This is a genomic window from Paenibacillus agricola (assembly GCF_011440305.1).
GTDB lineage: Bacteria > Bacillota > Bacilli > Paenibacillales > NBRC-103111 > Paenibacillus_S > Paenibacillus_S agricola.
Genome location: NZ_JAAOIW010000007.1, coordinates 65,523 through 88,527 on the forward strand (window position 1 = coordinate 65,523; position 23,005 = coordinate 88,527).

19 protein-coding genes are annotated in these 23,005 nt (G+C 48.5%); 3 read left to right on the forward strand and 16 right to left on the reverse strand.

Features of this window, described 5'->3' with window-relative positions:
- Window positions 1-149 precede the first annotated feature (149 nt).
- Window positions 150-857, forward strand: a complete 708-nt coding sequence (locus G9U52_RS19465; protein WP_166152317.1) for a response regulator — start codon at window positions 150-152, stop codon at window positions 855-857.
- A 38-nt stretch (window positions 858-895) separates the two neighbouring features.
- Here the strand turns inward: G9U52_RS19465 and rluF are convergent, their stop codons facing one another.
- Window positions 896-1,597, reverse strand: a complete 702-nt coding sequence (gene rluF, locus G9U52_RS19470) for a 23S rRNA pseudouridine(2604) synthase RluF (protein WP_166152318.1) — start codon at window positions 1,595-1,597, stop codon at window positions 896-898.
- Window positions 1,598-2,064: 467 nt separating this feature from the next.
- Here rluF and G9U52_RS19475 point away from each other — a divergent pair, with 467 nt between their 5' ends.
- A complete protein-coding gene (locus tag G9U52_RS19475) occupies window positions 2,065-4,263 on the forward strand; it encodes a transglycosylase domain-containing protein (RefSeq protein ID WP_243767444.1) in 2,199 nt (732 codons plus the stop codon).
- On the opposite strand, the gene G9U52_RS19480 is transcribed toward G9U52_RS19475, so the two are convergent.
- The 5 genes from G9U52_RS19480 to G9U52_RS19500 all read right to left on the reverse strand — a co-directional run bounded on the left by G9U52_RS19480 (window position 4,260) and on the right by G9U52_RS19500 (window position 9,154).
- The gene (locus G9U52_RS19480; protein ID WP_166152320.1) at window positions 4,260-5,555 is read right to left on the reverse strand and encodes a histidine--tRNA ligase; all 1,296 of its coding nucleotides are present in this window, start codon (window positions 5,553-5,555) and stop codon (window positions 4,260-4,262) included. The genes G9U52_RS19475 and G9U52_RS19480 overlap by 4 nt on opposite strands.
- 312 nt (window positions 5,556-5,867) lie before the next feature.
- Window positions 5,868-6,749, reverse strand: coding sequence for a hypothetical protein (locus G9U52_RS19485; RefSeq protein WP_166152321.1), 882 nt, complete (start codon window positions 6,747-6,749; stop codon window positions 5,868-5,870).
- Between the two features lie 217 nt (window positions 6,750-6,966).
- On the reverse strand, window positions 6,967-7,995 hold the full coding sequence (locus G9U52_RS19490; protein ID WP_166152322.1) for a hypothetical protein: 1,029 nt from the start codon (window positions 7,993-7,995) through the stop codon (window positions 6,967-6,969).
- A gap of 83 nt (window positions 7,996-8,078) precedes the next feature.
- Window positions 8,079-8,618 carry a hypothetical protein gene (locus G9U52_RS19495; protein ID WP_166152323.1) on the reverse strand — a complete coding sequence of 180 codons (540 nt, stop codon included), beginning with the start codon at window positions 8,616-8,618 and terminating at the stop codon, window positions 8,079-8,081.
- A 2-nt stretch (window positions 8,619-8,620) separates the two neighbouring features.
- Complete coding sequence (locus tag G9U52_RS19500) at window positions 8,621-9,154, reverse strand: DNA-deoxyinosine glycosylase (protein ID WP_243767445.1); 534 nt, start codon at window positions 9,152-9,154, stop codon at window positions 8,621-8,623.
- Window positions 9,155-9,407: 253 nt separating this feature from the next.
- Between G9U52_RS19500 and G9U52_RS19505 the strand changes: the two genes are divergently transcribed.
- Entirely contained in the window at window positions 9,408-9,557 is a 150-nt protein-coding gene (locus G9U52_RS19505) for a hypothetical protein (protein WP_207953080.1), read from the forward strand.
- A gap of 135 nt (window positions 9,558-9,692) precedes the next feature.
- On the opposite strand, the gene G9U52_RS19510 is transcribed toward G9U52_RS19505, so the two are convergent.
- From G9U52_RS19510 to cls, 10 genes are all read right to left on the reverse strand, one after another.
- Window positions 9,693-10,514, reverse strand: coding sequence for an SDR family oxidoreductase (locus G9U52_RS19510; protein ID WP_166152325.1), 822 nt, complete (start codon window positions 10,512-10,514; stop codon window positions 9,693-9,695).
- A gap of 44 nt (window positions 10,515-10,558) precedes the next feature.
- Window positions 10,559-11,722: a glucose-1-phosphate adenylyltransferase gene (locus G9U52_RS19515; RefSeq protein WP_166152326.1), complete on the reverse strand. Its 1,164-nt coding sequence runs from the start codon at window positions 11,720-11,722 to the stop codon at window positions 10,559-10,561.
- 82 nt (window positions 11,723-11,804) lie between these two features.
- A complete protein-coding gene (locus G9U52_RS19520) occupies window positions 11,805-12,884 on the reverse strand; it encodes an AI-2E family transporter (RefSeq protein WP_311764895.1) in 1,080 nt (359 codons plus the stop codon).
- Window positions 12,885-12,898: 14 nt separating this feature from the next.
- On the reverse strand, window positions 12,899-14,647 hold the full coding sequence (locus G9U52_RS19525; RefSeq protein ID WP_166152328.1) for an alpha-glycosidase: 1,749 nt from the start codon (window positions 14,645-14,647) through the stop codon (window positions 12,899-12,901).
- Window positions 14,648-14,891: 244 nt separating this feature from the next.
- A complete protein-coding gene (locus G9U52_RS19530; RefSeq protein WP_166152329.1) occupies window positions 14,892-16,874 on the reverse strand; it encodes a methyl-accepting chemotaxis protein in 1,983 nt (660 codons plus the stop codon).
- Between the two features lie 191 nt (window positions 16,875-17,065).
- On the reverse strand, window positions 17,066-18,283 hold the full coding sequence (locus G9U52_RS19535; RefSeq protein WP_166152330.1) for a class I SAM-dependent methyltransferase: 1,218 nt from the start codon (window positions 18,281-18,283) through the stop codon (window positions 17,066-17,068).
- A gap of 69 nt (window positions 18,284-18,352) precedes the next feature.
- Entirely contained in the window at window positions 18,353-19,627 is a 1,275-nt protein-coding gene (locus G9U52_RS19540; RefSeq protein ID WP_166152331.1) for a PQQ-dependent sugar dehydrogenase, read from the reverse strand.
- A 134-nt stretch (window positions 19,628-19,761) separates the two neighbouring features.
- Window positions 19,762-20,223 carry a Dps family protein gene (locus G9U52_RS19545; protein WP_166152332.1) on the reverse strand — a complete coding sequence of 154 codons (462 nt, stop codon included), beginning with the start codon at window positions 20,221-20,223 and terminating at the stop codon, window positions 19,762-19,764.
- 129 nt (window positions 20,224-20,352) lie between these two features.
- Entirely contained in the window at window positions 20,353-21,012 is a 660-nt protein-coding gene (locus G9U52_RS19550) for a protein kinase family protein (protein WP_166152333.1), read from the reverse strand.
- Between the two features lie 361 nt (window positions 21,013-21,373).
- A complete protein-coding gene (cls, locus tag G9U52_RS19555) occupies window positions 21,374-22,864 on the reverse strand; it encodes a cardiolipin synthase (RefSeq protein WP_243767446.1) in 1,491 nt (496 codons plus the stop codon).
- Between the last annotated feature and the right edge of the window lie 141 nt (window positions 22,865-23,005).

Below are 23,005 nucleotides of genomic sequence, written 5' to 3' on the forward strand. Positions count from 1 at the left end.
CAAAAAGGACGGGGATCCATATATAATGATGATATAATCTGGAAATTGATACCACTTACTTTCTCTACCTGATTTCTTACTATCGTAGCTTAATTTGTAAAATTTGAAAACCACTGAAGGACATCTTCGATAGACACAAGGAGGATTTTATGGCAGGGGAAAAAATACTGATAGTAGATGATGAGCCGGAAATAGTCGAGCTTATCCAAATGTATCTAATCAGGGAAGGTTATCAAGTCAAGAGCACCCATAACGGTCCAAGCGTGTTTGAATATATGGACCAATTTAAACCAGATTTAGTCATCTTAGATATATTGCTGCCGGGAATAGATGGCATCGAAATTTGCCGCCAGCTGCGGAGGACGATTAACATCCCCATTTTGTTTATTTCATGTAAAAAAGAGGACGCCGATATTATCCTAGGCCTCAATACGGGTGGCGACGATTATATGACGAAGCCGTTTAGCCCAAGCCAGCTGGTGGCCAGAGTCCAAGCGCATTTACGGCGCAAGCAACTGCTGGACCAACAAAAAGAGGAGTCCCAGCAGCTGGCTTTTCCCGGACTTGAGATCGATCTATTAACCCGTAATGTATGGGCTGGCGGAAAGCTTGCACCTATATCCTCAAAGGAGTTTGACCTGCTGGCGCTGATGGCCAAGAAGCCGAATACGGTCATTCCAATCGAGCATCTTTACAAAAAAACCTGGGGGGTCGACAGCAACGGCGATACCCGTACGCTGCTTGTCCATATAAGCAACCTTCGTAAAAAGATCGAACCAAACCCGGCAGAGCCAACCTATGTGCAGACCGTACGTGGTATTGGCTACAAATTTAACAGCCTTACCAGCCTTACCTGAATACAGGATACCGGACACTTACATATAAAGTCGTACAGCTATTTGCGGTCATGGGCGATGCTTAGCAGCAATTCGTCCATCTCCTGCTTCGTTAAATCGCGCCACTGCCCAACGCCAAGCCCCTCAAGCCGTATATTCATAATCCGGATTCGCTTCAGCTTTCTTACTTCATAGCCTAAAGCAGCACACATCCGGCGGATTTGCCGGTTTAGCCCCTGCTTTAGGATGATTCGAAAGCCACGGTTCTCTAATGGAAAGATAGCGCAGGGGTTGGTCATCGTCCCCAGGATCCGCACTCCACTTGCCATGGCCTGTAGAAACATCGGAGTGATTGGCTTGTCTACGGTAACGATGTACTCCTTGTCATGCCCGTTCTCTGCACGCAAAATTTTATTAACGATATCCCCGTCATTTGTAAGTAAAATCAGGCCCTCCGAATCTTTGTCCAATCGACCAATAGGAAATATACGCTCCGTATGCCCTACAAAATCGACAATATTACCTTCAATGTGCAGCTCAGTCGTGCTTGTAATCCCTACAGGCTTGTTCAAAGCAATGTACACAGGCGGCTTCTTCGCAAGGACTGGCTGTCCGTCCACACATACCTCATCGCCTTCTTCAACCTTGCTGCCTAATTCGGCCAGCTTTCCGTTAATCGTTACCCGTTGTGCTTCTATCAATTTATCTACACCACGACGCGAGGAAAAGCCCGTTTCACTAATAAATTTATTAATTCTCATGTCCGTCACTCCACTTGTCAATAAGTTCCCTCTAGTATACCACGTCGATTCCTTTCAACAAAAAAAACTATGGACTCCAATCTAATTTTCACTCACCAGCCCCATTGTTTCACTCCAAGCGGTGTCGGGTAAACATGTACTACTTGACTTGTCCTGCGGCAGGCTTTGCGCTTGTTGTAGGCATATAATCTGGCAGTGCTCTTAAGGTACTTCCAGGTTTATTTGTGTGCGCTGGGCGTTTGGCTTCCATGCAGTTAACCTGTTTTAGTTGTGAATTTATTCACTACGTGCCGAAAGAGCTGGCTAGCTGCGAATAGCATATAGAGGTAGGAAGCGTCTAATTCAGCTCTTAGGACTCTGTATCCATGCAAGTATTTAAAATAGATAGAAATAGATTGAGGGGAATACATATGCGGCAATTTTCGATAGGAGCCTGGCTACGGAGCCTACGGCAAAACCCATCTACAATGAATCCCCCAAATGCGAAAAAAGTGAAGGTCATAGTGGCTGGACGGCAGCTGGGGCAAGATAACCAAGGGCTAGAGACGCGAGGGCAGATGGCGCAAGCTGGAGGGCAAGCTAGGATGCAGGACACGCAGCGGACTGGAGGCATACCCGCCACTTCCAAACCTAAACGCCCGCGCTGGCGTCGCAAGCTGGTTTGGGGGATCTTAGGGCTTCTGCTATTAGGCAGTGTGCTGGCCGCCGGCCTCTCTTCCCTCTGGATCAGTCGGCTGGATATTAGCAAGCTGGAGCATCCATTACCTGAGCCCACGCTTATTATGGACCGTGGCGGGCAGTCGGTTTCCCAGCTCTCTTCGTCACGCATTATTCCGGTGACAATTCAGCAAATCCCCCTAGATCTGCGCAATGCTGTAATCGCTGTAGAGGATAAACGTTTTTACGAGCATTCGGGCGTAGATTTATGGTCAATCACCCGCGCCTTATTTCGTGATTTGCAAGCTGGTTCCATGAAAGAAGGCGGCAGTACGCTCACGCAGCAGCTGGCTAAAAACCTTTTTCTCGAAGCGGACAAGACCATCAGCCGCAAGCTAAAGGAAGCCGGCTATGCTATCAAAATCAATATGGCTTACAGCAAGGATGAAATTCTGGAGCTATACTTAAACAGCATTTATTTTGGCGAAGGGCGTTGGGGTGTTGAAGGAGCTGCTCAGGAGTATTTTGCCAAACCCGTTGCGCAGCTGACTCTTGATGAAGCCGCGATGCTGGCCGCTTTGCCTAAAGCCCCATCCACCTATTCACCTGTCAAAAATAAAGACAAGGCACTCGAACGGCGCAATCTTGTGCTAGCTCTTATGAAGGAGCAGCAATTTATTTCAGATGCGGCCTATACGCAAGCTGTTGCCAAGCCAATCGTGCTAAAACAGCAAAACGAAGAGTCGCTAAAGGGCAAATATCCTTCCTATGTGGATTATGTGATAGAGGAAGCTGTATCTTTATATGGCTTTTCAGAAGGACAAATACTGGCATCAGGCTTGCGTGTATATACCTATCTGGATCCGCTTATCCAACAAACCACCGAGGAGGTATATAGCAATGACTCGCTGTTTCCCGAGAGCCCGCCGGACCAGCTCATGCAAAGCGGTGCTGTCATTATCGACCACAAAACCGGCGGTATCCAGGCATTGGTCGGTACTCGAGGTCCCCAAGTATACCGCGGCTTCAATTACGCTACGGGGCTGCGCCGCCAGCCGGGCTCTTCGTTCAAGCCGCTTGCGGTATACGGCCCCGCCTTGGAGCTCGGCTACACGCCAAGCTCCCCCTTATTCGACGGGGAGCTGAACATCGGCGGCTATCAGCCTAAAGACTGGGATGGAAAGACACGCGGACAGGTTACGCTGAAAGAAGCGGTGCTCCGCTCTTGGAACATCCCCGCTGTCTGGCTGCTGAACGAAATCGGCCTCGATGCCGGAATTGATTTTGCAACACGGGCCGGCATTCCTCTCACCAAGGAGGACCGGAATTTAAGCTTGGCGCTCGGTGGGCTATCCGAGGGCGTATCGCCCTTGCAGATGGCGCAGGCCTATGGCGCCATCGCCAACCAAGGCGTGCTGCAGCAGGCGCACGCCATCTTGAAGATCACGACCAAGGAGGGGCTTCCCTTGGTCGAAGCGGCTCCACAGCAGACGACGCTGACGCGTCCGGCTGTGGCTTATGACCTGACTTTACTGCTGCAGGAGGCAGTAAAGTCGGGAACGGGCCAGGCCGCCTCGATCGGGCGGCCTGCTGCCGGCAAGACGGGCACCACGCAGCTGCCCGCCACGCCGGAGTTCAGCGCGATTGGCGCGAATGGCGCCAAGGACGCGTGGTTCGTCGGCTTTACGCCGGAGCTGACAGCCGCGATCTGGCTCGGCTACGCCCAGACCGACCAAAACCACTATCTCACTACCTCAGGTGGCGCCGTTCCATCCACCTTGTTCCGTGAGATTATGACCCGGGTTCTGCGTGATGTCCCCGTCACCGCTTTTAGTGTCCCGGAGGGATACCAAGTTAGTACTGCACCTGTGGAGAACCCCAAAGAAATCAAAGCTCCTTCCAAGCCGGAAACCTCTAAAGAAAAAGAAAAGGAGCAAAAAGAACAGGAAAAGGAACGGGAAAAGGAGCAAAAAGAGAAGCCCAAAGATCGCAACAGAGGTCGGGACTAATTGGAAGCTGTGGTACAGAAACGCACGGTAAGAATAATATCCTCTATACTCATAAGGCTCTCGGTCTGTTCCTGCATATCTTTTAAGCGAGCCTGGCCGAGCGCTGCTTCCTCACTGCCCACCAAAACAACAAATCGCACTCCCTTAGCTGCGGCTGATGCCAGTGATTTTTTCAGCTTACGGCCACTGGCGCCCATCCGTATACGGATTCCGTCGGCTCGAAGGCCGCTGGCTATGAGGAGAGCCTGTGCGGTTAAATCCACTCCGATTGGAAGCACCAGCACTGGCTTAGTCTTTGCAGGCAGCTCCCGTTCCTTTAGCAGCTCCATGATCGATTCCATACCGAATGAAAGACCTACAGCCGGATATTGGATATCCTCTCTGCCAACAAGCTGGCCGATAATAGCGTCATACCGCCCGCCCCCTCCAAGGCTGGAAGTGAACCTTCCTGTACGATCAAAAATTTCATACACCGTCCCTGTGTAAAAAGATAAGCCGCGCGATAGAAACGGATCAAATTTACAGCTAGAAGCTAACCCTGTTTGTTCAATAAGCAGTTGTAGGGCCTCCACCTCCTTGGCTCCTTGGCTTTGCTCAAGATTATATTGTTGGGCGAGCCCTCCAAAGGTTAAGTTCTCCTTGCCAACAAGCTCGGATATCTTCTGTGTAACCTCTGATCGCAGGCCCTTTGAGCTTAGTTCAAGCTGGACGCCTTCACGCCCGATTTTGAATAGTTTATCCAATGTCAGCATAACGGACTGTTCTTCCTCAGCACATACCCCTATGCGAGCTAATAATTGCCCAAGAAATTGCCGATTGTTCCAAGCCATAATAATAGGAATATCCAATTTCTTAAATACCTGCACAGCAAGCTGCATGAACTCGATCTCTGCCTCAGGTCCGCTTGTACCTACTACATCCGCGTCACATTGGAGAAATTCACGCAGGCGCCCTCGTTTTACAGGACCATCGCGAAATACTTTGCCAATCTCGTATCTTTTGAACGGAATTTCCAGACCTGGGTTAAACGCGACCACCTTGGCAAAAGGAATGGTTAGATCATAACGAAGCCCAAGCTGCCTATTGCCTTGGTCGCTTAATTGATACGTTTCTTTGAGAATCTCTTCCCCTCCTGCATATTTCGATGCTAATAGCTCCATTTCATTTAAAATAGGAGTTTCCATAGAATCGAAGTCATAAAGCTCAAACATCGTTTCTATCACCTCCTGCACTTGTTTACGCAATGCCCGTTCGGGTCCTAAATAGTCAAATGTCCCCTTTACGTTCTGCATGCTTCATCTTCCCTTCTTCTAAAATAAAAACAAAAAGACGCGCAGGACCTCTGGTCCCACGCGCCATCTATATCGCAGGGAGGCTAACGCGATTAGCGCTAGCCCACCCTGTAAAAGTAACAGGTTGTGCTAACGCCGCTTGTGATGATGAAGTTGTGTGAGCCCATATAAATTCATAGATGTAGTCTCCTTCAGCATAATTAAGCTTGATTATAACGAACATGGCGGTTATATGCAAACACTTGGGTAATATTGTATAAAACACACAAAAAGATGGGCATCTAAGATGCCCACCTACGTAGCTTATGCTAATTATTTGGCAACGTTCGCTTCGTGATTAGCACGCTCAAGCTCTAATTGCACCTTCAGCGCCTCAACTGTGATCCCTTTTTCGGCCGCACGCTTTTCCAATTTTGCTTGGTGCTCCTGCTCTACTTGCGCTTTCAACTCGTCAACCGTAATGCCCTTTTCAGCGGCTTGCTTTTCCAATTTCGCTTGGTGCTCCTGCTCCACTTGCGCTTTCAACTCGTCAACGGTAATGCCTTTTTCAGCAGCGCGTTGCTCTAGAGTTTGTCCAGCTGGACCACCGTTGCCAGGGCCGCCAAATCCGCCAGGACCGCCGCCAGAGCGACCTTTGTTTCCACGTTCCTGCTCCATTTGTGCTTTTAACGCATCAACTGTGATTCCTTTTTCCGCGGCTAGCGCTTCAAGTCTGGTTTGGCGCTCCTGCTCCATTTGCGTCTTTAACGCATCGACTGTCATCCCTTTTTCGGCTGCAAGCTGCTCAAGATTTTGTCCTCTTGAACCACCGCCAGAACCACCTTTACCCTCATATCCGCCACCAGGGCCGCCTTTTGTTCCATGCTCCAGCTCCATCTGCGCCTTCAGCTCATCAACAGTGATTCCCTTTTCAGTGGCTTGCTTCTCCAGCTTGGCTTGGCGCTCTTGTTCCATTTGCGCTTTCAGCTCGTCCACTGTGATACCTTTCTCAACTGCACGTTGCTCAAGATTTTGTCCACCAGCGCCGGGGAAGCCACCTTTGTTTCCCGCTTCTTTTTTATCGGCATACGGCTTTACTATTCCTTGGCTTGGAGTCGCTGTAGAAACTTCAACTGCTGCATAAGCGGATCCCATAGCACTAATTGCAAACAAGGCACCTAAAGTTGTTGCGATCATCTTTTTATTCATTTTCATTTTATATTCCTCCAGTAGTTTGTATTGGTTGCTTACAAGATCATCTTACCTCCCTTAACTGAATTCACGCTGAACTGTAACTGTGAACTTCCTGAGCATTTCAAAAAAATGGATAAAACAAAACAACCCATTTGTTCTGTAGATGGTTCTACAGGCAATTGGGTTGTCTTCTATAATTATACTTAGTGAATGTTGGCTCAGCTTATCTGTCCCTACTTTATCGGTCTTTATTTCTGTCCTCGTTTTTATTCTTCTCATTACCTCTGTTCTTGCTTTGATCCTTGCCTTTATCCTTAGAGGAAGGCACAGCCGCTTGCTGCCACTTCGTATCCAGCTTCCATTCTACCTTTTCATTCTTAACCTGGAAGTGGGTAGATATTCTGCTTTTCAGCTGCTCTTCAAAGGCCTTCTCCTCCAGCGGCAGGCCCTGCAGCAATTGCTGCACCAAGGCTTCTGCCGAAGAGCCTGTCAAATGGACGACCGACTTATCGCTGGACTGGATGTATACATCCGTTGCTTTGCCGGGCTGGCCGGAACCTTCCCGGTTAATCTTCAGCAACAGGCCTTGGCTTTTCCATTCCAGCGATAGCTTATCCAGCTGGGTGCGTACATCCTTGGCGGGCTGCGTCGCCTTTGCGGCTTCCAGCTTCTCCGAAGCTGGCGGGGCAACAGCCGTGGCTGGAGACGTTGCAGCCGCTGGCGGCACAGCCCCAGCAACTGGCTTCGCACCAGCAGCAGCCGCTGGTGGTGGAGCCGCCACTCCAGGCGCTGGCGGGTTGGTGCTGGCACCTGCCACCGGAGCAGGCGCTGCCTCAGCGGACTTCACCTCGCTGGCGCTGGGCGCTGGCAGAGCCGCCGCCATGCTGTTCGAAGCTGCAGCTTCGGTTGCATCCGCGGCCGGCGGCTGCGCCGCTGCAAAATGAAGCGAAGTGGCTTTAATGTAAGCCGCTTGCTTCTTGCTGTTTAATATCAGATCCACGGCATCACCGGACTGAAGCTGCTCGATTTCAGATTTTTTCATATCCCTATATACCCAAACATCAGATGATAAAGGATGGACCACCTCTTTACCCTCTACAGTAATCACTATGTTTTTACCACCAGCTTCTACACGAATGAAGTTTCCTTCGGCTTGCTGTGAAACCTCAGCGGAAGCTTCTTGCCCACTAAAGGTTGTGATTCCGTAAGTAATCAGTCCGATTCCTAGGCAAGTTACTAGTGTCCATGTTATTATTTTTTTCATCATATAGCGCTCCTTTTTCAGGGATGCTCCCTGTCCAGCTACTATAAGATTCGTAGCCTTAGGCGAATTTGGGGGTTTTAACCTTTTTATTCTACAGACTCCCACCGATGCGCCGTTGCCAACAAACGGGGATGCAGGTTCGCAGCGACAGAAAATTTCAGATCAATGAATAAGCGTACTTTACGGATCCATGCTTCAAAGTCATCAAAGGCTGCAATCGTGTTGGCCATTTCCAGAGTTACATAGACAAAATAAGGGCCTTCATACTTTTCCTCCAAAAAGCGAAAAGCGAGATCCATCGGTGTATATTTTTTACGGCGTCCTTCAAATCGGTCAATGACCGTAGCTACCGGCTGCTCGATCTGTTCCAGCCATGCCTCCAATCCGTCCGCCCTCCGGTAGTAGGAGGTTGCACCCCGTTCGCCCATACGCTTCAATGTCTCTTCATGCAAAGGGTACAGCACCAATTGCTTCATTTCCTTGCGCTTGGCCCATCCCATGATACGTACCAGCTCCTGCTTGCTGCAGCCTTCGAAGCTAGCATATACCCACATACTGCCGCGCGCACCTTCCCGCTCATTCTCTGGCTCATAACCGAATGGAACCTGACTCGTATGCTTTGCCATCTCTACTCCCCCTGACTTATTAGGCGCCATGCCTCCAGCTTTGCTTCGAAAGGCATCGCTCTTGCCGGACTAGAGGATGGCAGCGTTCCATAGCGGATTTCACTGCCTATCCCCTGCTTTAGCAGCTTCGGCTGCACTTGCTTTTGATACAGCTGCCATGCGGCCTGCCCATTAAAAAATATCCGTTCTACCACTGGGTAGCGGGTCAGCAGCTCGCTGAAGTCGTTCACCTCTGGATTACGAATATCGGCATCAAGACTACCCTGCCTTTCACAGCCCGCCAGCACATCCCAAAGCCCGACCCCATGCCTTAAGGTAAAATCCAGTTTATCCCCATATTGGATGTCCTGCGTGGCGCCAGGCGCATATACCGCATAAAGCAGCCGCCAGAAGTGGTTCCGTGGATTTCCGTAATATTGCTGCTCACTTAAGGACCTCGCACCAGGCATCGAGCCCAGTATAAGGGTTCGGCATAATTCGTTAATCACAGGAGGGAACCCCTGCAAGCGAATTTCCGGCTTTTTTATTGTATCCAATCAACCGCCTCCTAGTTAAACACTAACAAACCAACATCATTTTAAGGAATTTGATCATTACATACAATATTTTGTCAATTCTACTTCAATCTATTGTATGATAGCTAGGTAATCTAAAAAAATAAAGTCGAAGTGATCCAAATGTCGGTTTAATACGAACACCCATTAACAACATGAGATTCACATCCTATGGAGGGGTAGCATGCGCAACAAATATTACATAGTGTATAAGAAAAAAATACTGCACGGGCCTATGAGCAAGGAAGATGCCATTAAGAAACTATTTGAGCTAAGTGTAACCTTCAAGGGTTTAAGAGTCCGTTCTTATTTTGGTAAAAATAAAGAGGAGAAGCTGGAAGAAATCCCTCCTTCTCCACCAGAAGACCAAGATCCAGAGTCTTAAACAAGTAGGTTGCCATTGCTGCCGTTGTTCATGAAAGGAAAAACCCTAAAGAACTCGCATGGCGCTTACAGAGCGCTTGCCTGTCCTTTAGGGTTTTTCCATATATAAGCGTGAGCTAGCATGAGCTAGCCTATTCTAGCCGTGTATCAGCGATTCGGCGCCATCAATATAAATTTCTGTACCTGTAATATGTGAGGAGTCACTTGAAGCCAGGAACAATGCCAATTGTGCCACTTGCTCCGCAGATCCCGACTTGTGTGCAAGGGGCTGATCACCCTCAGGATATTGAACTGGAATTTGCACTTCTTTTAATTCAGGCTTTTTAAATGTGTTTTCGTCAATTGATGTTTCAATCGCCCCTGGGCAAATGGCATTGACGCGGATTTTATACCGGGCCAGCTCTAACGCAGCCATTTTCATAAAAGCAACCTGCCCTGCTTTCGTAGAGCTGTATGCACTAAAGCCAATATTGGAAAAGACACGGTTACCATTAATAGAGCTGTTAATCAAGATACTGCCGCCGCTTTCTTTTAAATGCGGAATCGCATATTTAACAGTCAGGAAGGTACCTCGGAGGTTAATATCAACCGTTTTCTGCCAATCATCAACCTCCATATGTTCAATAGAAGTCATAACCCCGTTAATGCCTGCGTTGGCAAACACAATGTCCAATCGCCCATAAGCCTTCAGAGCCTCTTTATAGGATTCCTCTACATTATCTGCTACCGATATGTCTGTTCGGAAAACCGTAGCTTCCCCGCCCGCAGCTTTAATAGCATCGCGTACCTCATTTGCATTATCTAAGGTGCGGTCAAATAAACAAACCTTGGCTCCATGACGAGCCATCAGCATCGCGCTAGCTTTTCCAATTCCGGAGCCTCCTCCGGAAATGATCGCTACTTTGTTTTTCAGTCGCGGTTGGATACTTTGCTCTAGCGCTTCATTCGGGTTAATCATTCATGGTCCCTCCATTATCCATTATTACGTTTGTAGGACATTCCTTAGCTTGTAGGCGTATACGAGTGTACTTCGACGACAGCATGGGGTGCTATCACTTCTATTTTGTCCTTACTGCCTTCAATTCTTACACCCTCTTTAAGAATAGCACCTTCTCCAATAATAGCAAAAGATACGTAAGCGTCGCGCCCGATCTTGGCATTGGGCATAAGCACACTATCCTTGACTACGCTGTTAGCGGCAACCTGGACGCCATTAAATACAACAGTGCGCTGCACGTCCCCAAGAACGGCATTGTTCCAATGCGAGAGGGATGAATCATGATCATCCGTTCTCGAAATCGGCGAGCGGCCACCGCCTTGGTATTGATCACGGCTGTATGTCGGCCATGCATTGGGCTGCGGCTCCAATTGTGGCTCCGCTCCGATCTCTAACAAATCCATATGGGCCTCCCATAAGCTGGAAACCGTACCCACATCACGCCAATAGCCGTTAAATGAATGCGCATACAGCTTACCATTGAGCCGTAGCATGCGCGGAAGAAGATCCTTGCCAAAATCATGGCTGGACTTCGGATTATGGGAATCCTCTATCAGCATTTCGCGCAGGTAGGACCATTTGAATAAATAAATACCCATCGAAGCCAGATTGCTCTGCGGCTTGGTTGGCTTTTCTATAAATTCAATAATGGATGAGTCATTGTCTACTTCTATAATACCGAATCGGTGCGCTTCCGCCCAAGGTACCTCCATCACCGAGATGGTCGCATCTGCACCAGTGCTCATATGGGTTTCCATCAGCTTGCGGTAATCCATGGAATAAATATGGTCACCAGATAAAATAAGCACGTTTTCCGGATCGTGTTCATCAATAAAATCGATGTTCTTGTAGATCGCGTCTGCTGTCCCCAAATAACCGCTTGGATCTTCAGGAGATGGAGACAGCAAAGAAACGCCTTCGAGGTTAGAGCCATACAGCCCCCAAGGCTCGCCGCCGCCAATATGGGTGTGCAACGATTCAGAGGCATACTGGGTAAGGACACCTACAGTATGAATCCCTGAATTCGCACAGTTGCTTAAAGGAAAGTCGATAATCCTATATTCGCCGCCAAATGGAACTGCCGGCTTAGCCAAATTGTTCGTTAGAGGGGATAGTCTTCTTCCTTCTCCTCCTGCAAGAAGCATCGCAATGCAATCTTTTTTAACCATAGAAAGCCGCCTCCCCATAAGTTTGTATCTTTTATTAAACGTTTAGGCGCCTAAATGAAACCAGGGGAGTGGCCATTCTTTTTTATTCGTAACGAAAAACAAACAGGCGATTAATTCGCAATAAAATAATCTTTAGCACCATGTACAGGGGAATCGCCAAGAGCATACCGAGAATGCCTGCCAGCTTCTCTCCCACTAACAATAGCAGGACAATCGTTAGGGGATGCACGTCCATTTTTTTGCCAAATACTTGAGGCGCCAGTATAGTATCATCCAATTGCTGCGCCACAATAATGAGTAGAGCTACCCACATCATCATTGGATAGGATTGCGTGAATGCGACAATAAGGGCTGGAACCGCCCCGATGATCGGTCCGATAAAGGGGATCAGGTTCGTGACAGCTATGATAATGGCGAGTAGCAGCGGATAAGGAAGGCCGATCCACAAAAAACCGAGATAAACCGGGATTCCCAAACAAATACAAATAATGATACGACCGATGATATAGCCACTTAAAACACTATCGATCTCCTCCAATGTTTCTTTGGCGACATAAGTATAACTCTTGGGCAGCATACTGACCGCATTGTCCATCGCCTTATGCCCGCTTATTAATAAATAATATAAGATGATCGGAATCGTCGTAATAATTAATAGAATACTGGTCAAAAAACTCATGGTATCGCTTAAGTAAGCTGTTGCATAATTAATGGCGCTGTTGATATACTCGGAAATTTTTGTCGAAATATCACCTTGGTCCTTTGTGAAATAGGCGGCCAGTAACCGATTTTGTTGGAGCTTTTCAATCTGCACCCTTGTACTTTCCACCAGCTCCGGAGCATTCGCCATGAAATTTTCGATTTGGGTTTGCAGCATAGGACCAAAAGCGACAATAAACAGGCCCACAATGCTGGTTATAACAAAATAAATCAACAGCGTCCCCACGCCGCGCCCAATGCCTTTTTTCTCCAAAAAGTTAACCAGGGGGCGGAGCATATAGTAAAGAAATCCTGATATCAGGATGGGCACGAATAAGGTCTGAAGCATAACCAGCAATGGAGTAAACAAAAAACCGACCATATTCATCAAATTAAAGATGACCAACACCAATATAATACCGATACATATCCGAAAAAACTTGTTCTGTAGCAAGGTGATCACTCCCAGGCGGTTGGTTATTGAAGAGAACGATAAAGAATCCGGTAACCCAATTCCTCAAGCTGGATATTCATCATCCCATCCTTGGTGCGTACAGGCTGCCCCGTGAGCGCATCATACCAGTCATTGGTTTCCATGGGATGGCTTAATACGGTCTTTTCTTCCGTATTGTTCATCCATACCGTGAAATGGACACGACGGTTCAACCGTTCATAAATGATCCGGCTATCTCCATGGTCTGCCTTCAGAAAACGGAAGCTGCCGGAAACTAATACCTCATGCTTGCGCCTTAGAGCGATCAAGAGCTTATAGAAGTCATAGAGCTCGCGGTCCTGCTTGGACTCATCCCATTCCATACATTTGCGGCAATCCGGGTCTTCCCCTCCCGTTAAGCCAATCTCATCTCCATAGAAGATGCATGGGGTTCCCATAAAGGTAAGCAAAAACACGACACATAGCTTAAGCCTCCGCTTATTTTCGCCAACCCGGTTCATCACCCGGGGCGTATCATGGCTGCATAGCAGATTGAAAATCACTTCATTGGTTTGCTGCGGATACCGCATCAGCAGGCCGCTTATACTTGTTGCAAAGTTATAGCCATCCATACGTGAGCTGGAGAAAAACTCTAGCAGCTTGTTGGAAAATGGATAGTTCATCACCGAATCAAATTGGTCGCCAAGCAACCATTTCAGCGAATCATTCCATACCTCGCCCACAATATAGGCATTTGGATTGGCCGCTTTGACCACATCCCGGAAATCCCTCCAAAAATAATGATCGACCTCGTTGGCCACATCCAGCCGCCAGCCATCAATCCCGACTTCCTTGACCCAATATTCAGCTACCTCAAGCAGGTATCTTTTAACCTCCGGGTTAGCCGTGTTCAGCTTGGGCATATAGCCATAAAAACCAAAGGTATCGTAGCTGGGAATTCCTTCATGAATGCTCAAGGGATAGCTATGGATATGGAACCAGCTGGCGTATTCAGATTTCGCCCCTTTTTTAAGCACATCCTGGAACGGGGGGAAATGCTCACTGCAATGGTTAAATACCGCGTCCAGCATAACTTTAATCCCCCGAAGGTGGCAGGCCTCTACAAGCTCATGGAGCTTTTCATTGCTGCCTAAATGGGAATCGACTTTTTTGTAATCGACGGTGTCGTATTTATGATTAGAGGGCGCCTCAAATACCGGTGTTAGGTACAGCGCTGTGATGCCGAGGTTTTCCAAATAATCGAGATGGTTAATGATCCCTTGCAAATCTCCACCAAAGGAATTGGTGTACGTCGGCTTACCGCCCCACGGCTCCGTATTAGCCGGATCATTCGAAGGGTCGCCATTAGCAAAGCGCTCGGGGAAAATCTGATAAAATACCGCCCTTTTCGCCCATTCCGGAACCATGTGAAGGTCAACCTCATGAATATACGGAATATCATAATAGCCTCCAGTTGGCATTGGACGATAGTGGAGGATTCCATTTTCCGTGAGCCACACCGTTTCCGAGCCCGCACGTATGCGGAAGCAGTAGGAAACCCGCTTATTGGGCGGACGAATACTCGCCTCCCAGTAATCGAACATTTTATCGGCTCCTGTTTTCTTCAACGGGTATTCCTCATAAAATCGAGCCCAGTCGTATTTGTCGCCAGTCTCTGCGGTGACTTCTTCCACATCATCCCGTTTTGTGCGGACTCGCACATGGATTGTGTCTTTATCGTAGGCGTAGGCCCAGTTGTTTTGGGCGATATGGTAAAAGCCTTCTAATAGCATCCAACCAGCTCCCCGTTTTATCTAGTCTTGTACTATGTATCCGCCTTTTCACTTACCATCTCCTTAACCAATTCCGATTTACCTCAAACAAGAGTAATGCAATAAAATAGGGACTTCGTCCATGAACCCAGTTTTAAATCGTATTAGAGTCTCTTTTTATAAAAATAGGTCGTAAAACGATGTTTTTCATCGTTTTACGACCCATCATGTTAATTCGTAATAGTGAAACGAAACCAGTTGCCGCTTATACCTTGAATTTGTCCGCGGTGGCTTTCAACTGCCCCGCAGCCTCCATCAGCTCCTGCGACCTTGTGCTGGTCGCCTCGGAATCCTGCAGTTGGAGCAGCGAAGCCTCGGCTACCTGCTGCGCTTGGTCGGATGCGCTGCCGGCAATCCGCGCTATTTCCTCGATCCCAGCGGTCACTTCCTCCGTGCCCGCAGACATTTGCTCGGCCGCGGCAGAAATTTCCTCCATCTGAGTTGATACGTCATTGACGGAATTTAGCATGCGCGACAGCACTTCACGAAGCTGCCCAACCTGCAGCACGCCGTCCTTTATTTCCGCCTCGCCTAGGCTCATCGCATGTACAGCCGCTGCCATAGAGGCCTGGATGTCGGTAATCCGCTCGTTAATTTGCCGCGCGGATGCCTCGGATTGGTCTGCGAGCTTCCTGACCTCGCTGGCAACCACAGCAAACCCTTTGCCTTGCTCTCCGGCGCGCGCCGCTTCAATAGCGGCATTCAGCGCCAGTAATCCAGTTTGCGAAGCAATCCCGGATATGACCTGCGCCATCCCGCCTACGGCGTCCATGCCTTGCTCCAGCTTGTCAATCGCTAGGCCCACCCCGCTAGCTGATTCGCTGAGCGTAACCATCTGCCGCATCGCCTGCTCGGACGCCCGGTCGCCATCTTCGGCCTCCCGCGCCAAATGCTGGGTCGCCTCTGACACTTCGGCGGAAGCCTCGGCAATCCGCTGGATGCCGACAGCCATTTCTCCCATCGCCTTGGCGCTATCCTCGGCACTAATCGCTTGAGAGCCAGCCCCGTGGCTGAGCGACTCAATGGTATGCGAAATTCCCGACGCTGTGGCTGTAGACCGTACCGCACTATCTGTTAAATGGCCAGATATCGCACCTACCTGGTTAGACATCCGCCCGATGGTTCCCATCATTTCCTGTAAATGAGCGATAAATTTATTGATTTCGATGGCGAGCATCGCCATCTCATCCTTGCCTCGAACGGGAATCCGATAAGTAAGGTCAGCCTCTTGGGAATTCAAGTTCGTCGCAGCCTGAAGTACAAATCTTAATTTGCGGGACACAATCGCACCCGATAAGAGGAATAAAAGTAACAAGACCCCTATGTATAAACCGCCAAACTCCAGCGCTACTTTCAGACGTTGCTGGGTAATAAAAGCATCCGAGGCTTGCTTCGATAAATCAACACGAACCGCTCCCCAGTTCTTGCCATCAATAACAAGCGGGTATGCCAAATCCCATCTTTCAAAGACCTGCTGTTCCACTACCTGCGAATATTTTTGCAGCAGCGTTTGTGATGTATCTTTATAAGAGGCTGCCGTGTAGCCAACAATATCATTAAATACACGATTAGCCCGATACTTTTGGCTGTTTATGCCCGTCGTGCCCCAAGCATCCTTCGATTCCTCGCCCAGTGGGCTACTTTTCATATTGTGAGTACCTACATAGCCATTAAAATCAGGATTAGCCGAATAAGCAATCGGCACAACGAAAATAACATTTTCATCTGTCAAAAAACCATCAATAACCCGTTGCCAATGGTCATCCGTGTAAGCGTCATAAGCGCTTGTATACTTGAGCTCGTATTTAGAGAGTGGAATCATCCGTCCATCAAAAAGCTTTTGCTGCAATGCCGCGTATGCAGGATCTTTGGCACGTTTTTGCGCTTCCAGCTCACTTTCAGGAATTAGCTGCAAATTGTCGTTAAACAAATTGCGCTTGAGGTCTTCACCTGACAGCCTCGTTCCATCTTTTAGAATTATTCCATCTCTAATGTCATTTTCAGTTATGCTCTGCAGCGCTTTGGAGAGTGAAACTGCCATCGTACTTCCTTTTTCAAAAAGCTGCTTTTCCGAATCGGCTCGAATTTTGTCCCATTCGTAAGCATATATACCACCTATCAGCACCAACAAAATGATCCCTGCAAACAACATAAATCTAGCCGTTAATGAGTGAACCCATTTAAGCATAGAGCACCTCCCATATTTGAATTATCACCCATATTGATTATACATGATCAATAAGCAAAAAGGCCTATTATGACCACAAATTTATATGTCTTTTTTACTATATCATATAAATCAGCTTCTGCAGCCTACCTGTCTATAGAAAAAGAGATCCTTGAAAGGATCTCCCTGCATGTGATTTGCTTCCCAGGTTATTAAGCTTCCACTATCGTCTCCAGCTTGCCTGCGGTATCCAGCAGCGGCTGCAATTCGGCTCCCAATGCGCGCTCCAGATAAGGGGCTGCATGCAAAAAGCTGCGGAAATCGAGATAGCTGCGAACCATCGCCGCTTGCTCCTCAGCTTTAAGCGAGTTGCCTTTGACCGCGCGGATTAATATATTTTTGGGTGTATGCTCCATATCAATAAACTCCAGCAGCTGCGTCCTGTAGCCCATGATGTCTAGCAATTGTGCTCGAATCGCATCGGTCGCGAGTGCCGAGAAGCGCTCCTTAAGGATGCCATGCTGCAAGAGTGGCGCCAGCACATCGCTCTTCACCTGCTGGAACAGCTCATGCTGGCAGCATGGCACCGATAAAATCACGCCTGCCTGCCAGCGGATGGCCTTCTCCAAGGCTGCGTCTGTAGCGGTATCACAAGCATGCAGCGTGACGACCATATCTACTTGCGCAAGCCCATTATAGTCAGCAATATCCCCGACTAGAAATTGGAGTCCGTCATAGCCAAAGCGTTCAGCAAGCTCACTGCAATGGCGGATAACATCCTCCTTCAAATCAAGTCCGATGACACGGATATCGAAGCCTTGGAGCTCCTTCAAATAATGGTACAGTGCAAACGTCAGGTACGACTTGCCGCAGCCAAAATCGACAATGTTGAGCGTGCGCCCAGTCGGCAAATGCGGAACGATATCGGCTATGAGCTCGACGAACCGGTTAATTTGCCGAAATTTATCATATTTCGGCGCCAGCACCTTGCCATCGGCATTCATGATGCCAAGCTCCACCAGAAAAGGCACCGGAGTGCCCTCCTCCAGCAAATAGTTTTTTTTGCGGTTATGGCTAAGCACGGCGGCCGGCTTCTTCGTCGGCGGCTTTGCAAGGATGCCGAGCTTGCCCTTTTTATTAATTAGCACCTGGTAATCAGCAGTTGCTGCCTGTATCAATCCCTGTCGGTACGTATCGGACAGCAGCAGAAGGATTCGACTGGCTGCCGCCGCAGGCAGCAGATTATCATGCAGCACTTTGTTGCCGCCAAAGGAGCTGAACTGGTAATGCAGCTCCCCCTTTAGCTCCAGCGGCTTGACCGTAACCTTGCTGTAGGTGGAGGAACTGCCCGTACGCAGCTGGCTGAAGGTCCCTTGGATCAAGGTGCTCTTTTTAATTACCTCATCAATTATAGTTTCCAATGATAACATTTGGCTTTGATTCCCCGTTCTGATTATTCTTTATGTGCGACATTCGCAAGGGAAGATCGGGCTCTATCTTCAGAAAGTCGGCCTCAGCCGGATCAGCCTATCATCCTCTGCGCCTGGATTGCCACGGCCATCACGGTTGTTCGTCATAATATAGATCGAGCCGTCCGGCCCTTCCATAACATTACGAACCCGGCCCAGTTCATTCTTGAAGAGCGGCACCAGCTGCTGGACAGACTGCTGGTCACTTCCTAAGATCACGCGGAGCACCTGGGTGCCGCGCAGATTGGCTGCCAGCAGATTACCCGTCCAAGGTCCTTTCGTTACGAAAGTAATCCCGGATGGCGCCCAGGTTTCTTTCGCACTGTGGGCTATCGGCGTCTTAAGGGCGCCTGGACCCAGCTTCGTCTTGTCTTTGGCTGCAACCTCGGCTATATCGCCCTCGATCAACGGCCAGCCATAGTTAGCACCGGGCTCGATCAGGTTAAACTCGTCATGGGCCGATTGGCCATGCTCTGTGCTGAACAGCTTGCCCGTTACAGGATGCCAGGACAAGCCCTGCGGATTACGATGCCCCAAGCTGTACACAGGGGAATTCGGAAACGGGTTATCCTTCGGGATGGAGCCGTCCGTTTGGATGCGTAATATTTTTCCACCTAGCTGGTCGAGCTCTTGCGCCATAGAGGCTTTGCCGGCATCACCGCTTGTGATATAGAGCAAGCCATCGGGTCCGATTTTGACCCGTCCGCCATCATGATTCTGTGCCCCGGGCAGCTTGTCTATAATAACTTTATCCAGCTTTAATTGGTTGCCGCTCTCTATCATGCGCAGCACCTGGTTTCGGGTTTCTCCACCCTCCTCGTACGTGTGGTACACATACATTGCGTGGTTATTGGCGAAATCCTTATCCAGCACCAGTCCCAGCAGGCCGGACTCCCCTTTCTGGGTGAAGGGCTTCTCAAAGCGATAGGCTGGCTGCTCCAACAGCTTGCCGTTATCGATTACGCGAATAAGCCCGCCACGTTCCGTGAAGAAGATGCGTCCATCGGCTGCTATATCCATATCCCATGGCACGTCCAGCTTGCTCGCAAGCACCTCCTGCGTATACGGGAAGTCCGCATTTACATTGGCGGCAGGAGTTGCTGGAGCCACCGGCGTTTGTGGGGTTGCCGTGGGCGGGGTAGCTGCGGGCGGGATCGTTGCGGTTGGCGGCTGTGGCACCACAGTTGCCGGTTGAGTCGCGGAAGCCGGCGACTTCGTCTCGGCGTCAGTGCAGCCTGTCGCAGCAAGCCCTAATGACATTGCGGCCGTAATCAGCCATATATTAAAGCCATTCATTCCATTCATTCATTTATCCCCCCTAAATTGATAGCGATTCTAAGCCTTTTCTTTATTATACCGAATCCTGTGCTTGAAAAGCTAATGGAGCGAATAAAACAAAAAGAGCACTGCTTATAGCAGTGCCCCGGGTTTAATATCATTTATTTACCCAAGAATGCTTCCAGCATCCAAGTGTGTTTTTCCAAGCTTGCATGGATCGAGAGCAGCATATCGCCAGTTGTTTCGTCGCCGGCTTTCTCAGCAGTTTCCATACCTTCTTTCAGTTGGTCGTTAATTAGCTTAAAGTCCGCAACCACTTCGCGAACCATATCTTCTGCCTTTTCCGTACCTTGGGCTTCCTTGATATCGGATTCCTTCAGCATACCCGCCATAGTGGCAATTGGTTGGCCATGCAATGTAAGCAGTCGCTCCGCAATTGCATCAAAATGCAAAGTCGTTTCGTTGTACAATTCCTCAAGCTTAATATGAAGCGTGAAGAAATTAGGTCCCTTGACGTACCAATGGAAATTGTGCAGCTTAATGTATAGAACACCAAAGTTAGCTACCTGATGATTCAAAATTTGATGTAATTGGTCAGTTGAGTTTTTAACTGCATTAGCCATAATGGACACTCTCCTTGAATGGTTTTATAGGTTTCTGAAATGAATCTACCTCTATTAAATAACCTTCCAGCGCTAACTTGAAACAACTATAGCTAAGTATACCCAAATTCAGGAAAGTCATGCGTCACTCTAAGAATCCTCCCGTGAGCGGCTCCGCTTGTCCAGCCAGCGGTAGCTTTTTCTTACCAAATCCAAAACATGCTCAGGGATCGGCAGCTTATGGAAAACCGGAAAATAAAACCGGTTATACGCCGTTTTCACATCATCCCACATGGAGCAAGGGTCCTCTTTGAGAAAATCTGAGACATCTACCACAACGCCGCGCTCGTTCTGGAGCATTACATTTTTGCCGTGCACATCATGTGGGAACAAGCCGCGCCCACGGGCGTAGTCCAGCGCGTCATCAATATCGTCAACGGCCTGCTGTGGGATATAAATGCCACGCAGTAGGCAAGCATAAAAGGTGTGGCCCCTTAGCCGGCGAAGGATTAGATAATGCGAGCCTACATACAAGCATTCCGAATAAGCCGGATGGTTGCCCAGCCTGCGGTAGACCTCTACCTCCTCCTGGATTCCCGGACGCCCTGGAGCATACACCTTGACCACGAAATCGTCCATTTCAGGATGGGTCATAACCGCTGCATAATTACCAGCACCCAACAGCTTCCACGGAAAAGGGACATGGTGTGGGACGACTGGGTTGCGAGGGTCGGCACTTTCTATATGCAAATGTGGCAGTAGCTCTTTCTCTACCTTATCAATTAGTTTCTCAATTCGTTCCTCACTCATAGCCAAAGCTCCTCCACCTTGTTAACCACCATATCCCTGCATGGCCAGCCTTGGGCTGATAGCGAATTGTAAATAGCTTCCTTTATTGCACATACGCATATTGTAGCATATGAAAAAACCGCATGCGAACCTAGGATTTGCATTCTGCCGCGGATCCCTGCCGCCGATGCATTAAGCTTTGCTATGAAAGCAAGGATGGCTATTGAAACCTCGGTATGCCTCATCGCTATTCCCCATTTGACCACAAGATTACAGTCAATGTCGGAACCGCAAGCACAATTCCAAACCATTTATCGACAAAAAAGAGCTTATCGAACACGCCGATAAAGCCCATAAGATCTTAACATTTCCTTTCCTTACCTCATAGAAGGGGAGAAAGCAGCCTCGCTACGGATTCCGTGGCCCGGATCAGCCGGTTCCGACAATCATAGCCCTCGCATGTTAAGATTTGGCAGTCCAGCATGTCCTGTTCAAAGGTCGCTTCAAGCTTGGCGGCTACATCGGAACCGTATAAAAAAGCGGTGATTTCGAAATTAAGCTCAAAGCTGCGATGATCCATATTGGCCGTCCCTACAGCCGCTGCCTCTCCATCCACTGCAATCGTTTTCGCGTGAAGGAATCCTTTTTCATACAAATAGCATTTGGCTCCGGCGCGTAACAAGTCACCTATATGTGCATAAGAGGCCCAATGGACCAACCTATGGTCGCCTTTAGTCGGGATCATAATCCGCACATCAATGCCCGATAAGGCAGCTATTCGCAGTGCATTTAGTACCCCTTCATCAGGAACAAAATACGGGGTTTGCACATATATATTTTTTTTGGCCTGAAAAATCATCTTAATGTAGCCATTCTTAATCTGCTGCTTATCCGAATTCGGGCCGCTGGATACGACCTGCACCGCAGTCCGAGCTACATCCTTCATCTCTGGAAAGAGCACAGGCTCGAAAGAGAGCATCTCATTCGAAGCGACATCCCAATCACGCATAAACTGAATTTGCAGCCTGTGCACCGCATCACCATATATCATCAAGTGCGTATCCCGCCAATAGCCAACCTTCTTGTTGAGCCCCAGATATTCATCCCCGATATTGAATCCGCCAATAAACCCAATCTTTCCATCCATAATAGCAATTTTTCGATGGTTTCGGTAATTGAAACGAAAGTTCAAGTAAGGAATTTTGGCAGGAAAAAAGGAGTGGACCATTCCTCCGGCCTGCCGCAACGGAAGCAGCATTTTTTTGCTGATATCTAATGACCCGATATCGTCGTACAACAGCCGCACCTCAACCCCAGCCTTCGCTTTGCGAGTCAATGCTTCAATCAACCGACGGCCTGTAGCATCATTCCCAATTTTATAATAAAGCAAGTGGATGTGCTGCTGTGCCTGCTCGATTTTCTCCAATAACATTTCAAATTTACGTTTGCCGTCTGTAAGCAGGGTGACCTCATTATTTTGTGTTAAGGGCGAGATGCTGCTAAGCAAATTCATATAAATCAGATGCCGAAAATTGGGCACTACGGGATCATGGTACACATAGGTTTCATCATGAATAGCTACCCGCTGGTCTTCAAGCTCCTCTCGCACCCACCGCTCCATCCTTGGCTTTAGCCTGTACACCTTTTGCCGTGCGAGATTTTGTCCAATGAACAAATAAATAATACATCCAATCAGTGGCAACAGCAGCAGCAGCATGAGCCATGCCCATGTAACCCCTACATTGCGCCTTTCTAAAAAAATAATGACTACCGCAAATAAAAGATTAATAAGCGGTATCCAGTTATTAATAAACTTCCATACAGGAATAATCCAATCCTCCATAAAAGGCATTCTGCCCACCCCATCATTCATCTCAACTAAGCATACTCTTATTCTTATAAGATACCATACCTGATGTCGTAAAACTAAGGCTGCTCCAAGAAGTGATATGGATTAAAATATGACAAATAACTACCTTATTTGCGCATAGAAAGGATTTGGCTATTTTTTATC